At 47.2% G+C, this 13,966-nt stretch carries 10 protein-coding genes and 1 pseudogene; 3 read left to right on the top strand and 8 right to left on the bottom strand.

Annotated features, from left to right (window positions below):
• Nucleotides 1-475 precede the first annotated feature (475 nt).
• The 3 genes and pseudogenes from B3157_RS12685 to B3157_RS12670 all read left to right on the top strand — a co-directional run bounded on the left by B3157_RS12685 (nucleotide 476) and on the right by B3157_RS12670 (nucleotide 4,335).
• Nucleotides 476-1,692: pseudogene (locus tag B3157_RS12685) on the top strand (pyridoxal phosphate-dependent aminotransferase).
• 434 nt (nucleotides 1,693-2,126) lie between these two features.
• Complete coding sequence (locus B3157_RS12675) at nucleotides 2,127-2,993, top strand: alpha/beta fold hydrolase (RefSeq protein WP_292590794.1); 867 nt, start codon at nucleotides 2,127-2,129, stop codon at nucleotides 2,991-2,993.
• A 448-nt stretch (nucleotides 2,994-3,441) separates the two neighbouring features.
• A complete protein-coding gene (locus B3157_RS12670; RefSeq protein ID WP_292590793.1) occupies nucleotides 3,442-4,335 on the top strand; it encodes an EamA family transporter in 894 nt (297 codons plus the stop codon).
• A 61-nt stretch (nucleotides 4,336-4,396) separates the two neighbouring features.
• On the opposite strand, the gene B3157_RS12665 is transcribed toward B3157_RS12670, so the two are convergent.
• The 8 genes from B3157_RS12665 to B3157_RS12630 all read right to left on the bottom strand — a co-directional run bounded on the left by B3157_RS12665 (nucleotide 4,397) and on the right by B3157_RS12630 (nucleotide 13,753).
• The gene (locus tag B3157_RS12665) at nucleotides 4,397-5,362 is read right to left on the bottom strand and encodes an ABC transporter ATP-binding protein (RefSeq protein WP_214060160.1); all 966 of its coding nucleotides are present in this window, start codon (nucleotides 5,360-5,362) and stop codon (nucleotides 4,397-4,399) included.
• A complete protein-coding gene (locus tag B3157_RS12660; protein ID WP_214079592.1) occupies nucleotides 5,355-6,347 on the bottom strand; it encodes an ABC transporter ATP-binding protein in 993 nt (330 codons plus the stop codon). Before B3157_RS12660 ends, B3157_RS12665 begins: the two co-directional genes overlap by 8 nt.
• 4 nt (nucleotides 6,348-6,351) lie before the next feature.
• Nucleotides 6,352-7,224 (bottom strand): nickel transporter permease, encoded by an 873-nt coding sequence (gene nikC / locus B3157_RS12655; protein WP_099828509.1) that lies wholly within the window; start codon nucleotides 7,222-7,224, stop codon nucleotides 6,352-6,354.
• Between the two features lie 5 nt (nucleotides 7,225-7,229).
• Nucleotides 7,230-8,240, bottom strand: coding sequence for an ABC transporter permease (locus B3157_RS12650; RefSeq protein ID WP_292590792.1), 1,011 nt, complete (start codon nucleotides 8,238-8,240; stop codon nucleotides 7,230-7,232).
• A gap of 75 nt (nucleotides 8,241-8,315) precedes the next feature.
• The gene (locus tag B3157_RS12645) at nucleotides 8,316-9,887 is read right to left on the bottom strand and encodes an ABC transporter substrate-binding protein (protein WP_292590791.1); all 1,572 of its coding nucleotides are present in this window, start codon (nucleotides 9,885-9,887) and stop codon (nucleotides 8,316-8,318) included.
• Between the two features lie 40 nt (nucleotides 9,888-9,927).
• Nucleotides 9,928-10,962: an L-Ala-D/L-Glu epimerase gene (locus tag B3157_RS12640; RefSeq protein WP_292590790.1), complete on the bottom strand. Its 1,035-nt coding sequence runs from the start codon at nucleotides 10,960-10,962 to the stop codon at nucleotides 9,928-9,930.
• A 929-nt stretch (nucleotides 10,963-11,891) separates the two neighbouring features.
• Nucleotides 11,892-12,620: a GntR family transcriptional regulator gene (locus B3157_RS12635; RefSeq protein ID WP_099828505.1), complete on the bottom strand. Its 729-nt coding sequence runs from the start codon at nucleotides 12,618-12,620 to the stop codon at nucleotides 11,892-11,894.
• 11 nt (nucleotides 12,621-12,631) lie between these two features.
• Nucleotides 12,632-13,753, bottom strand: a complete 1,122-nt coding sequence (locus tag B3157_RS12630) for an exo-beta-N-acetylmuramidase NamZ family protein (protein ID WP_292590789.1) — start codon at nucleotides 13,751-13,753, stop codon at nucleotides 12,632-12,634.
• Nucleotides 13,754-13,966: the final 213 nt, after the last annotated feature.

Genomic DNA, 13,966 nt, shown 5'->3' with positions numbered 1-13,966 from the left:
CATGTTCTTCGCCGGCATTGCGACCTGGGCCGTTCTTGCCTAGCCTTGCGTCTAATGTTTTATTCCAGCATCACTTCCTCGCGCCAGCGAGCCTCACTTCCTGCCGGAGGCAGCATTGTGACCTGGGTTGTTCTTCCCAGCCTTGCGTCTTATTCTGCTCTTTCCAACCCAAACCCGCTATCCCCGACAAGGGCTTTCCGCAGTTTCGATTTCAATTACTAAATGATAAAATGAGGGCATTCTTGGTTTTCTTCAGTATTAGTATGCATTCTTATTGAGGAGAGCTTCGATAAATGTAGCGCAAATTTCCGCCAGAAGAGAAGTGTCATAGCAAAAGAAATCTGAACTTGCTTGTACTGTTGGTTCTTTGTTGAAGAGGGTCTTGAGTGATTTCTATAAATGGGCAGATCATTAAGTGTCGGGCATCTGTGGGTGCACCGAGTTAGGAACGATATTATGGAAGGACGATGTGATGATGGATCAGTTAATAGAAAAGTTTTCGATGCTTGGAGTAGATAACGCTCCTGGACAGGAGACTCTTCAAGATGGCGAGGGGCTTCGACTGATAGGAGAGAAGATCCCCGGAAGACCGGTTGATTTTTCTCATGGGGATGTCAATGCGTTTGAACCGATCCCGGGGTCATTAGATGCATTTGTAGAAGGCGTTCACTTGGGCGGTGAGCAAGCGTATACTGAATACAAAGGAAGAGGCAACATACGAGAATGGTTGTCTGAAAAGCTTTCTGCATTCACCAACACTACAATTTCTCCAGATACGCAACTCATTATTACACCGGGAACCCAGGGGGCGCTTTTTCTGGCAATGGGATCGTTAATTGGCCGTGGAGATAAGGTTGCAATAGTTGAGCCCGACTATTTCGCCAACAGAAAACTGGTCCAATTCTTCGATGGAGAAATCATTCCAGTTGTACTGGATTTTCTGGAATCTGATAAGCGAGCCGGTTTGAATTTAGCCGAACTTGAAGATGCTTTCAAAACTGGTGTTAAGGTCTTCTTGTTCTCCAATCCTAATAACCCGACCGGTGTTATTTATTCGTATGATGAGATTCGATCTATCGCTTTCCTTGCAAAGAAATATGATGTATCAGTTATCGCAGATCAACTGTATGCAAGACAGATATTCGATGGCAGAGTGTATACACATCTGTGTGCCCAAGACACCAAACCCGTCAATCTAATCACAATCATCGGTCCATCCAAAACAGAGTCTTTAAGCGGCTATCGTTTGGGGGTTGCATTTGGTTCCGAGAATATCATTGCACGAATGGAGAAACTGCAGGCCATAGTCTCTCTGCGCGCCGGAGGATATTCTCAAGAGCGGTACTCACATCGTGGTTCAACGAACCAGAGGGATGGATGGAAGATCGAATGAGTGCACATCAAAGGATCCGAGATGATCTGGTGGCACTGCTTCACGGCGTGGAAGGTGTCAAAGTAAGAAAAACAGAAGCCGGCAGTTATCTATTTGTGAGAGTTCCCGAGTTGAGAGTCACCATGAGAGAGTTTGTGAAAATCCTAAGATTTCAAGCCGATGTTACGGTGACAATCGGAACGGAATTTGGCCCTCAGTTTACCAATAGTTTTCGCATCAATTTCTCTCAAGATCATCACTTTGCACTGGAGGCAATTAATCGAACGGTACAGCTCATTGAAAGATACCGGAGAGAATAATGAGCGGTATTTGTTTAGCCAAGCTCCTCCCGGTTGATCAGTAATGGTTATCGCTTGACCTCAAGTCTGGATAAAGACAAGAAACAACCAGAGAATTGATCGGTTTGCACTTGAAGATCGATCCCAATACGGGAAGGTTCAGTACATCTATGATACCAGATTTGATTTTGGCCGCTGTAAGGGACCCGGATGCGATCTCTATGACCAAGGAAGTTTGCCCACTTATGACACTTGAAAGTTTAGGCGACGAGACTGAGTAAGATATTGAAAGGTTGCTTTCCCGAAAGCGGTATACAGGTACTGCGCAAACAATCGAGTTCCAGGTTTCACTCTTTGTGTGAAGCCCGGGGAAGGCACGATTCTGTCGAAGGAAGGAGATTGCAGTTATAGTTCCTGGAGTATAATTTATTGTCTATTTGTACGGGGGGACTGAGATGAAAAACTCAGTTCTTGCCGTAATTGCTCTTCTATCTACATCGCTTTTCGCTCAAGACGTTCCTGAATTGTATTCCGCTCCCGTTAAGAAGGTGCAGGTCGGCGAAATAGAAATGGCATACAAGGTCTTTGGAAAAGGATCTCCTCTGTTGATGATCGCAGGATATGGCTCGCCCCTCGAGAGCTGGGACCCGTATGTTGTTTCTGCACTCTCAAAAGAGTTCACCGTGATAGTATTCGACAACAGAGGGATCGGAAGATCGACAACTTCTAATGCAACTCCTTCAATAGAGCTGTTTGCTAAAGATGCAGCCGATCTTGTAAGAACCATCGGTTTTGAAAAGGTCAGTGTGATGGGTTGGTCTATGGGAGGGTATATCGCGCAGGAGTTTGCTCTCAACTATCCTGAGTTGACAGATAAACTCGTCCTTCTCTCGACGAGCTGCGGAGGATCCGAGTCGATACCTCCTTCGGACGAGGCGATCTCTATGCTCCAGAACATGGGCGATCCCGAAGTGCTTCTGAAGGTTCTCTTCCTCACCGACTGGACCCTGGCTCATCTGGAGGTCGCTGCGAGATTTACGGGCTCCTCCAGTCAGGAAGAGAGTGGAGATCAAAGAGGAATTTCTGATCAGTACACTGCCGCTGGCAGCTGGAGCGGAACCTTCGAGAGATTGAAGTCGATCGAGTCAGACACGATCATAATAACGGGAACGGACGATATTATTGTTCCCGCAAAGAACTCTCTGATCCTCGCAGAAGCGATAGAAGGCTCATGGCTCGTGAAACTTAATAACGGAGGACACGGAGCTATCTATCAGTTTCCGGAAAAGATCGCTGGTCTGTTGATTGCTTTTCTGAAGTAGTACGGCCGTTCGCTGATTCCCATAGTTCGATTAAACAGTGGCCGGCTTGCTCTCTTCCATCAGAAGGCTGCATGGATGAATGCAGTTCAACTACTCAGAAGACGGTTACAACTGCCAGGCTCATCAGAGTGCTTCTCCTGTTGAAGGTTTATGTGTGTTGCCTTGTCCTTCAACCCCTGAGGCCAAAGCTTAACGGATAATATGTGCCACTTAATTGGCTCTTTTCAGTGAGAACTCTCAGTATTCTGTCTATGAGAAGCACCCGCAGCCTTATCTTGATATCTAGGACCTCGGATCGTCCAGTTGGATCCAGGTATTTCCGTGAACATAGCGGCGTGAATAGCCCCTTCTTTTCACAAAAGTTTCTAAGCCGTATTGTTTTTCACCTTTTGTTGTCGGATAATTCGATTATTACTCCGAGCTTTGTTCGGACGCATGAGGCTGAGCTTTGAAGAGAAGTGGAGATGGAATGGCCATACTTGCGTACGTTCTAGTGAGTTTTTTTTGGGGATCTACTTATCTGGCGATAAAGATCGGCGTTGAAGGCATGCCGCCTATGTTCTTCGCCGGAGTGAGATTTCTCATTGCGGGCTCTATTATGCTGGTCTTTTCTGTCGTCAGAGGACACTCCTTTCCTTCGAGCAAGTCGGAGCTTTCTAGACTTTGGCTGGTTGGTCTTTTCATGCTTCTTGGTGGAAATGGACTCGTCGTCTATGCCGAACAGTGGGTCGATTCAGGCGTTGCTTCTCTCATAATGGCTACCATCCCGATCTTTGCCGGGGTATTGGAGCACTTTTTCATAAGAACGACGCGGTTGACTTTGAAGGCGCTTTCGGGACTTCTGCTGGGTTTTTTCGGTGTCTACTTTCTTCTGGTTCCGGCCGAACACGGTATTTCTATCGACATCCCAGGAATACTTATGCTTCTCTCTGCCAGCTTCCTCTGGTCTACTGGAACGGTACTGTCAAAAACCTTCAAGGGGAACAGTTCGATAGTATCAAATATCGGGATTCAGATGTTTGCAGGTGGAGTGGGGCTTATGTTTGTCTCGGGCATAACTGGTGAATTTTCAAGAGTTAGGTTCTCGATGAACTCGCTTCTGGCAATCGCTTATCTCGTTGTTTTCGGGTCCCTGATTGCCTACAGCAGTTATATATATCTTCTTCAGAAGTGGCCGGCCACGAAGGCGGGTACTTATGCTTATATAAATCCACTGGTTGCCGTCTCACTAGGAGCCATCTTCCTTGATGAAAAGATCAACTTCCTCATGATTCTGGCAATGGGTGCGATTCTTCTCGGGGTACTCATAGTTCAGAAGTCGAAGATAAAAGTTGTCGGGTAGCACGGTTCCCTGCACAAAAAAGGCATGTCTTGAGAGACATGCCTTAAATCAGTCTCAAGAACTAGAGAGGATAATGACACCTCACATGATGATCGGGTCCTATCTCCCTAAGTGCGGGGGCCTCTTTAGCGCAGCGTTCGTCTGCGAAGGGGCATCTGTTGTGGAACCTACAGCCCGATGGCGGATTGATCGAACTGGGTATCTCCCCTTTCAGTAGCCGCTTCTCCCTTACAAACTTCGGATCCGGGACAGGGTTGGAAGCCATTAACAGATCAGTGTATGGGTGAGAGGGATGTTTGAAGATCGTATTCTTGTCTCCCATCTCAACTACTTCTCCGACATACATAACGGCCACTCTGTCGGCAATATAATCCACTAGAGATAGATTGTGTGTTATGAACATATACGTCAGATTTTCTTGAACCTTTATTTCCTTCATCATCTTCAGAACCATTGCCTGAACGGAGACGTCCAGCGCCGATGTAGGTTCGTCAAGAACGATGAACTTCGGTTTGAGAACCATGGCTCTCGCAAACGCAATCCTCTGTCTTTGCCCACCAGAGAATTCATGTGCGTATCTGTACATGTGATCGTCTATCAACCCTACTTCTTTAAGAACGGCCGCAATCCTGTCTCGTATTTCGACGTCGGTGATCTTGAAATGAATCTTCATCCCTTCCCCAATTATGTTCTTAATCAGTTTTCTAGGATGAAGCGAATTGTACGGGTCCTGGAAAACGATCTGCATATTTCTTCTAACTTCGAGCAGGTCCCTGCCTTTGAGTCCAAGTATGTCCTTTCCTTCGAATTCTATTTCACCTGAAGTCGGTTCTATTAGTCTGAGAACGGTTCTTGCAAGAGTCGTCTTTCCCGAGCCGGACTCTCCGACCACGGCAAAGGTTGAGCCCGTTGGAATGTCCATATTCACGTCGTCTACTGCTCTAACAAAGAGCTTCTTCGAGAAGATCGACTTCTTCACCGGAAAGTAAGTCTTAAGTCCTCTTATTTTGATTAAGGTCTCAGGCATCTTCTCTCACCTCGCCCTTGCCTTTGAAGAGATAGCATGCAACGTAGTGGTTGGGTTCAATCTCAATGAACGGCGGCCTCTCCGACTTGCAGATGTCCATAACGTGCGGACATCTCGGGTGGAATCGGCAACCGGAAGGAGGGTTCACCAGATCGGGAACAGTTCCCTTTATTGCCTTGAGTTCATCTGTTCTTCCTACTCTCGGTACCGCCTGAAGCAGACCACCCGTGTAAGGATGTAACGGCTTTTCGAACAGTCTGGCAGTAGATGCATATTCGACCGAGTTTCCGGCGTACATTACAAGTACTTTGTCACAGAATTCCGCTACGACTCCCATGTCGTGTGTAATCAACATGACGGCGTTCCCCATCTTCCTGGCCAGCTCATCGAGCAGTTCGAGAATCTGAGCCTGAATGGTAACATCCAGAGCAGATGTTGGTTCATCGGCTATTAACAGTTTTGGATGACTTGCAAGTCCCATGCCAATCATTACTCTCTGAGACATTCCACCGCTGAGCTCGTGTGGATAGCTGTTCATAACTCTTTCGGGATCAAGCCCGACAAGGCGTAGTATCTCTTTGACCTCGGGGTAGGTGTGCTTGATCTTGAGTTTCTTGGATTTCGCTATTGACTCACCGATCTGATAGCCTACCTTCATTACCGGATTCAGTGATGAACGAGGTTCCTGGAATATCATAGACATTTCGGCGCCTCTTATCCGATTCATCTTCTCTTCGGAGAGTTCGACGAGATTCGTGCCATTGAAAATCACTTTCCCTTCCTGAATCTCACCGGGCTGTTCTATCAATCGCATTACTGCCAGAGATGTAACTGACTTCCCGCAACCGGTCTCCCCGACGACTCCCAGTCTCTCACCGGAATCCATCCAGAGGTCGACACCATTGAGTGCCTGGACGACTCCCCTGTATGTGTAGAAAGATACCTTCAGGTTAGATACGTCCAGTAGTTTTCCTTTCAGCTCCATAAGATTACCTCCTCAACCTTGGATCGAGCATGTCTCTTATTCCGTCACCGAGGAGGTTGAATCCAAGAACGACAAACGCGATGAATATTCCAGGGAAGGTGGATATCCACCACTGATCGATCAGGTAATTCCTGCCGTCGGAAACCATGGCTCCCCATTCAGGCGTCGGGGGCTGAACTCCTAATCCGAGAAAGCCGAGACTTGCTGCGGTGAGGATTATCGTTCCCATCCTTAGGGTCAGCTGAACTAGAACGGGAGAGATGCACATCGGTAGAACGTGAAGGAACATTATCCTGAGATTGCCACCACCTGCCGCACGTATAGCTTCAATGTATGGCTGTGATTTGACTTTTGTTGCTTCTGCCCTAGATAGCCTCGCATAAGTTGTCCAAGTGACAACAGATATGGCAATTATCGTGTTCGTCAGATTTGGCCCCAACATCGCTGCGAAGGCCATCGCGAGCACGAGACTTGGAAAGGCGAGGAACATGTCGGTTATCCTCATGAGAACTTCGTCAACAATCCCTCCAAAGTAGCCTGCCGTGACACCCACTATGATACCGATCGATCCGCTGATCACCGAAACCAGGAATATGATCCACAGAGCGATTCTCGATCCGATAATTACCCTGCTGAAGATGTCCCTACCGAACTGATCTGTTCCGAAGAGATGCTGCCAGCTGGGAGCCTGGAGCTTGTTCTGTAGATTTTGCTGGACCGGATCGAATGGCGCGATCAGAGGCGCGAAGGCGGCCATGAGCAGGAATATCAGGATTATCGCCGATCCGATCATCGTGAGGCGGCTCTTTCTCCAGAGAAAGACTGTATGCTTTAAATCATCCATGAATGGTTTAGATACTTTTACTGTCTTTTCCATCTAGATCACATCCTCATCCTTGGATCGAGAAGAGCGTAGAGAATATCTACAATGAGATTCGCAATCGAGTAAATAAATGCTATATACAAAGTACCACCCATTATTGCAGGATAGTCAAGGAAGAGCATTCCGGTGGTAATGTATCTTCCGAGACCTGGCCAAGAAAAGACCGTTTCTGTAAGAACGGCTCCCTCCAACAAGCCTCCAAAGACGAGCCCGATTATCGTAACGGTTGGTATCAGAGAATTCCTCAGCGCGTGGCGGTAAATTACGATGTTCTTTCTCAAACCCTTTGATTTTGCAGTTCTTATGTAGTCCTGTCGCAGTACGTCGAGCATACTGGCTCTCGTAATCCTTGCGATGGATGCCGTAGCGTTATAGCCCAGAACAAAAGCAGGAAGAAGAATGTGCATCAAGGCTTCCTTGAAAGTGCCCCACTGACCGGCGATAATCGAGTCTATCAGGTACATTCCCGTAACTCTCGGAGGCGGGTTGGTGAAAAAGCCTAGCCTTCCGCTTCCGGGAAGCCATCCCAGCTTGAAGTAGAAGACAAGCAGCAGTAGAAGTCCTATCCAGAATACCGGCATAGAGACACCCAGTATCGAAAAGACTCTCGAAAACTGGTCTATAGCTTTGTTACGGTGAACGGCCGACAATATTCCAAGAGTAATACCTAAAAAGATAGAGATGATTATCGCAACTAAGGCAAGCTCCATCGTGGCAGGGAAGTAGTTCATTATATCTTTCATGACGGGATTCGAGGTCTTCAAAGAAACGCCGAAATCACCTCTAACCGCGCCGGTAATGAAGTTGACGAATCTAATTGCAAGTGGTTGGTCATATCCAAGCTTCGCCTTCAATCTATCAACAGCCTCAGGCGGTGCGTTTCCCCCGAGAATAGCCCCAACTGGGTCGGCGGGTATTACATTTGCTATAAAGAAGACAATGCAGGCGACACCGAAAAGCACTATGACCATCAAGAATAGTCTTCTGAGTAAGAATTGTCCGAAGTTCATAGAATTACCCCCGCATCAATATCTGATTTTTCAGAAAGAATACGCCCCGTTCAAGAGAACGGGGCGGGGGACACATTACTTAGAAACCTTTGTGAAGTCGAACAGCATTCCGTAACCGAAAGCCGCTTCTTCGAAGTTCTTGACTTCTTTGCGAATTCCCCAGAACTCTACAGTCTGGTATAGCATCGCAAAAGGTCCATTGTGGAACCAGTATTCTGTAAGATCCTTGTAAATTTGTTCACGCTTGTCTGGATTGGGCTCTATCTGACCCCATTCACAAAGTGTCGCTGCATAATCGTCGAACCATGCATTTCTCCACGCTAGCTGATTTGCCCTGTAGCTTGCATGAGCCATTGCAAGGTTGTCCGGATCGGGATAGTCATTACCCCAGCCGGCAATGATCATCTGATGACCCTGTGCACGATACTTGGCGTACATCTGAGAAGACTGCATTATTACTATATTGGCCTTTATTCCTGAAAGCGCCAGGTCTGCCTGGATCTTCTCGGCCTCTGCCTTTCTCGTGTCAGTATTGCTGGTTAGAAGCTCAACTTCGAATCCATTAGGGTATCCTGCTTCGGCGAGAAGAGCCTTAGCTTTTTCGATATCCTGGTAGAATGGGTTTTCTTCCACATAGCCGAAGTAGCCCTTGTTTATGAAACCCTGTACTAGGAGAGCGTTATTGAGCATAATGTCTTCGACGATCTCTTCGTAATTGATCGAGAACCTTACGGCTTCTCTTACCTTGGGGTTCGCAAGGGGTCCCCAGGTAGCATTCATCGCGAGATACTCGTTTGAATGTCCCGGAACCTTGACTTCAACTATGTCGGGATTTCTCTTGGCCTCTTCAAGCAGCTGTGGCGTAAGATCCCAGGCAACATCGATGTCTCCTTTTTCAAGAAGAAGTCTCTGGTTAGATGCTTCGGGGATGTCTCTAATCATGATTCTCTTCAGAGGGGGCTGTTCGCCGTAGTAATTCGGATTGGCTTCAAGAAGGATAACGTTGTTTCTCTCCCACTGAACGAGAACGTATGGACCGGCGCCTGCGGAGTGATCTGTAAGCCATGCGCCACCAAGGTCTCCATCTACTTCGTGTTCAAGGACTACGTCTTTGTTGACGATACCTGTGAACATGTTGGATAGAATCCCGAGTGTGATGTTTTCTGCATAGGGGGCGTTCAAGGTTATGGACACAGTGTAATCGTCGATCTGCTTTATCTTCTCATCGACGTTGTCCTTGTTTATCCCGAAAATATCGACCAAGAACCACGCAGAAACAGACTCGAGAACAACTGGTCTCTTCAGAGAGAAGAGAACATCCTCGGCTGTTAGGGCATCACCGTTGGAGAATTTGACTCCCTTCCTGATATTAAAGGTGTAGGTAAGTCCATCATCGGAAATCTCCCAGCTCTCGGCAATGTCTGGGACTGGAACGATGACGCCGTCAATTGCCTCTAGCTTGACTAACTGAGCATAGATGGCAGCGACGATTTTGTTCGGAAAGACCTCATAGGCAACGGCCGGATCCATGGTAATAAAAATACCGGTGTTTGCGCCTATTACAAGAGTGTCTTTTGGAGTCGCAGCAAATCCCATGGCTGCAACAAGAAGTACCATTAGTGAAATCAGTATGAAGCTTCGCTTCATTCTTGCACCTCCTTTTCCCACGTACAGGGTGATGACAAAATTAGAACAAAATAGGATACTGTCTATCTTTCTCCTGTCTGAATCCGACAGGATCGACATTCTTAAGCAATAAATGAGAATCCAAATCGTGATACGTGAATGCGCCGGTTCCAGCGGCGAAATGGACGCTCTGGGAGACTCCAATTCCAGACTCGCTCATGCACCCAATCATAAGACCTATACCCGCGCTGTTACACATCTCTACAATCGCAAGAGCGTCTGAGAGTCCCGACTTCATGAGTTTGATATTGACGTAATCGACTGCGCCTTCCTTTATGAGTCTCATAACGTCATACTTTGTCTTTGCGCTTTCATCTGCGCCAACAGGATACATAGAGCCCTGCCTAATTATTCTCAGTCCTTCGAAATCTTCGGCAGGCACTGGTTGTTCGAATATCCCCACGGGCACGTCGCTTCTGTACATGGCATCTATGAATCTCAAAGCTTCTTTGGGTGTATAGCCTGTGTTTGCATCTATCACATACCTGACACCCTTGATCACATCGTTGACTGCCAGTACCCTGGCAATGTCGCTCTTAACATCTTCGCCGACCTTCATCTTGATAACTTTATGCCCCGCTTCGAAGATCTCCTTAGCGTCATGGACCGTCTCTTCCAGACTGCTTATGCTGACCGTCTTGTCGGTCTCGACGTAATCCTTCATCCCCCCAAGAATCTGATAGACAGGTGTAGAGATCAATCTGGAAAAGGCGTGAAGAGTGGCGAACTGAATGGCGGCTTTCAAACTTGGCGCCGTTCTAGAATATGAGTCGAGCTTTGCGAAAATCCTTCTGTAGTCTCGGACGTCGAGATCCTTTATCATCTCGAGAATTTCTTTCTGGAGCTGAAAAATGGCGGCTCCGCTCTCTCCATTAACTCTGAAAGACGAAGAAGATTCGCCCAGACCGATCGTTCCGTCCGACAGAACTAATTCAACTTCAATATTAACTTTGGAGCTGGAAACGTTGTTTGCGATGTGAAAAGGTTTTACAAAGTCCCATTTCTTTTCGGTGAAGCGTAAGTCCTTGATCTTCATCCTTTCCTCCCCAAATATGAAAGTACTATCCACTACCAAAAAGTATAGAAAACATCTATACAATAATACCTTAAATCACTACTTCATCAAAATGGATTAATAGACTCGACTTTCTGATAATTAGTTATATCATACTTCGGGTAACGTCTGCAAAAAATCAAATTAAGGCTTGTGTGATTTAGTCAATAATTCTGCACCATACGCTTCCATCTATGTCGTGATATTTGACGGCTAACCTGACATGGTTAGTTCAAAAAACGAGAAAGAGCGTTGTCGTGGCAAAACAATCGCATAGACAAGACGCATTGCCGCCTTCGGCAGGAAGTGAGGTTCGCTGGCGCGAGGAGGTGATGCTGGAGTAAAACATCAGACGCAGGGCTGGGCAAGAACGGCCCAGGTCGCAATGCCCGCTTCGCGGGGAAGCTTTTGATGGTTCAACGTTGTCTTTAGCAGCGATCAGCGGGTTCTCCGCTTTTAAGCGTGCAGCGGCCTTTTCGGTGAACGGGTTCATGATCTTGAACGGTCAACGGTGAACCGTATTTCACAGCGATCAGCGGGTTCTTGTTCTTAAGCGTACAGCGGAACTTCAGGGCGAGATCACGTGCAAAGGTTCTAAACAGGGGAACCCAAACAGGAGCATTTTGGGGCAGGCTTTCAGGGCAGGCTCTACTGGATGTCTACCGGTTCTTGCTTTGGGTCATCCTCGTGCTTCAGGCCAGGGTCTCGTTCTTTTCAGGCGCGAAAATGGGACCTCAGGAGCGAGATCCCGCACAGGAGCTCTGCGGGATGACAAAGTGAGTGGATTCCAGAGCAGGCGCTGCTCACGACACCCCTTCGCGTCATCCTGCTTCAGGCCAGGATATCCTGCTTTTCTTCGCCTTCTTGGCACACTCCAACCCCCAACCGGTGTTACCCGTAACCCCGGTTATCTATATCCTTCTCACTATTTTAAACTTGCTTTTGTCTGCTCTGTACAATGAAATAACATACTCGATGCAGATATCACTCTTTGTGTACGTGAATCTCTTTCTCATTATTGCGCAGTCATCCAGTTCCTGACGAAGAAAACGGGCTTCTTCTTTCTTTAGCCTTGTGAGTTCCATTTCTTCTTCTGCATAAGAGATATTGATTCCGTACTCCTTTCTTAGGATTCCGTATAGAGACTCCTTTTCCATATCTCTCTGTGTTATATTGAGCAGACGGATATCCGCTCCCACATTTAGATATGCTTCTTCAATTGCGTAGGGTTCTCCTTCGAGAAATCTAACTCTTTTCAGGAGCACGACCATTGCGTCTGCTGGGATATCGAAGAGCTCTACTGCATCTGCTGGGACTCTGACTAGTCTGTTCTCCAAAACTACAGACCGGGTCTCACTGCCGCGCTTTCTAGCCTCATCCGTGAATCCTGTGAGTATGGCAAGCTGCTCTTCGCGCTTAGATCCTGTGACGAAGGTCCCCTTCCCCTTAAGCCTTTCGATGAACCCCTCTCTTCTTAGCTCATCCATTGCTCTCCTGACAGTAAGTCTGCTTATGCTGTACTGTTGGCAAAGCTCCTTTTCCGTGGGAAGCTTATCGCCCTTCTGATACTTTCCGGAATTGAGGGATTCCTTCAAGTCAACGTACAACTTGTAGTATAGTGGAATCGGCGTTTCACCCATGATGGCCCCCTTCAATCACGATAATTCAGTTCACCAGGATAGAGGAGACAATCCTCAGCGAACTCTATGAACTCCATCCCTGACTGTTTCCATTGGCTGTAGTCAAGCTTTCCGGTTCTAATCTTCTGTGCGCTATTCGCAATGCCGATAAGATCATCTGAGCGGTCCATTATCTCAAATTGTTCATATTTTAGCAAATAATCCATCATCTTCAAAGTTATCACAAAGAAGTTGTCGTCATTTCTCGGAAAGAACTCTACCCCGCTGCAGCTGGCATTTGCGTACTTCCGGTAGAAGGGCATGAATTCGCGGCTTCGTAATCTGAGATCGGGGAACTCTCTCTTCAGAAATGCTGCGAAATCCGATCCATTGATCCATGGAGCGCCTATCAAGATAAAGGGCTTGAATGTGCCGCGGCCTTCAGAGACGTTTGTGGTTTCAAAGAAGCAGGTTCCCGCGTAACCTAGAAGAGATTCGTAGGTCGGCACATTTGGTGAAGGCACATTCCACAAAAGAGACGTGGCATCGTAACTTTCGCCGTTCCAACCTTCAAGCTTCACGACTTGCAGGTCGAGATCGAGTTTCATGAGCTTCTTGAAATATTGGGCAAGCTCTCCTGCCGTAAGTCCGTACTGGAGGGGCAGTCTATAGCCGCCAACAAAGGTCTGCAACCCGTCGTCTATTCTACTTCCGAAGACCCCTCTGCCCAGCGGGTTCGGCCTGTCAAGAACTACGTACTGAATTCCGGCTTCCGCCGCTGATTCCATTGTATAGGCGAGAGTATAGATGAATGTGTAGAATCTCAGGCCGACATCCTGAATGTCGTATACGACTACATCAAGCCCTTCGAGATCTTCCTGCAAAGGTTTGCGCTTATCCCCGTATAGACTTACCACAGGAATGCCGTATTTTGGATGGAGATCGTCGTTTACATGCGCCCCGTCGGCTACTCCTCCAAGTCCGTGTTCAGGGGTGAAGATCTTTTTCACATTGAGTTTGCTTTCGAACATGAGGTCAATTCCCCACTTCAGATCTGAGTCAACGAATGAGTAGTTCGTGACGAGACCGATCGCCTTGTTTCTTAGATCTGTGAAACCTCTTTTCTGCAAGACATCTATTCCCAGCGAAACCATACTATAACCCCCTCCAGGTAATGTATACTTATCAATCACAATCATGCCATATTGTCATATCATTTTCCCAATCGTGGAGAGTCTTTGACAAGTATCGGTTGGAATTGACAACGGAAAAGAAAAGAGCCGACATCGGTCGGCTCTTAGCGGTTGGTCGATCGGTGGTAAGGGTTTTTAGGATTCATTGACTTTATCACTTGGACCCATAAAACA

The organism is Mesotoga sp. UBA5557 (genome assembly GCF_002425715.1).
Taxonomy (GTDB): domain Bacteria; phylum Thermotogota; class Thermotogae; order Petrotogales; family Kosmotogaceae; genus Mesotoga.
This window is presented reverse-complemented; position numbering and strand designations above follow the sequence as displayed.

Excerpts from the sequence above, each read along its gene's own strand:
- B3157_RS12650 (WP_292590792.1), bottom strand. The coding sequence starts at position 8,240 with ATGAACTTCGGACAATTCTTACTCAGAAGACTATTCTTGATGGTCATA.
- B3157_RS12645 (WP_292590791.1), bottom strand. The coding sequence starts at position 9,887 with ATGAAGCGAAGCTTCATACTGATTTCACTAATGGTACTTCTTGTTGCA.
- B3157_RS12660 (WP_214079592.1), bottom strand. The coding sequence starts at position 6,347 with ATGGAGCTGAAAGGAAAACTACTGGACGTATCTAACCTGAAGGTATCT.
- B3157_RS12635 (WP_099828505.1), bottom strand. The coding sequence starts at position 12,620 with ATGGGTGAAACGCCGATTCCACTATACTACAAGTTGTACGTTGACTTG.
- nikC (WP_099828509.1), bottom strand. The coding sequence starts at position 7,224 with ATGGAAAAGACAGTAAAAGTATCTAAACCATTCATGGATGATTTAAAG.
- B3157_RS12665 (WP_214060160.1), bottom strand. The coding sequence starts at position 5,362 with ATGCCTGAGACCTTAATCAAAATAAGAGGACTTAAGACTTACTTTCCG.
- B3157_RS12675 (WP_292590794.1), top strand. The coding sequence starts at position 2,127 with ATGAAAAACTCAGTTCTTGCCGTAATTGCTCTTCTATCTACATCGCTT.
- B3157_RS12630 (WP_292590789.1), bottom strand. The coding sequence starts at position 13,753 with ATGGTTTCGCTGGGAATAGATGTCTTGCAGAAAAGAGGTTTCACAGAT.
- B3157_RS12640 (WP_292590790.1), bottom strand. The coding sequence starts at position 10,962 with ATGAAGATCAAGGACTTACGCTTCACCGAAAAGAAATGGGACTTTGTA.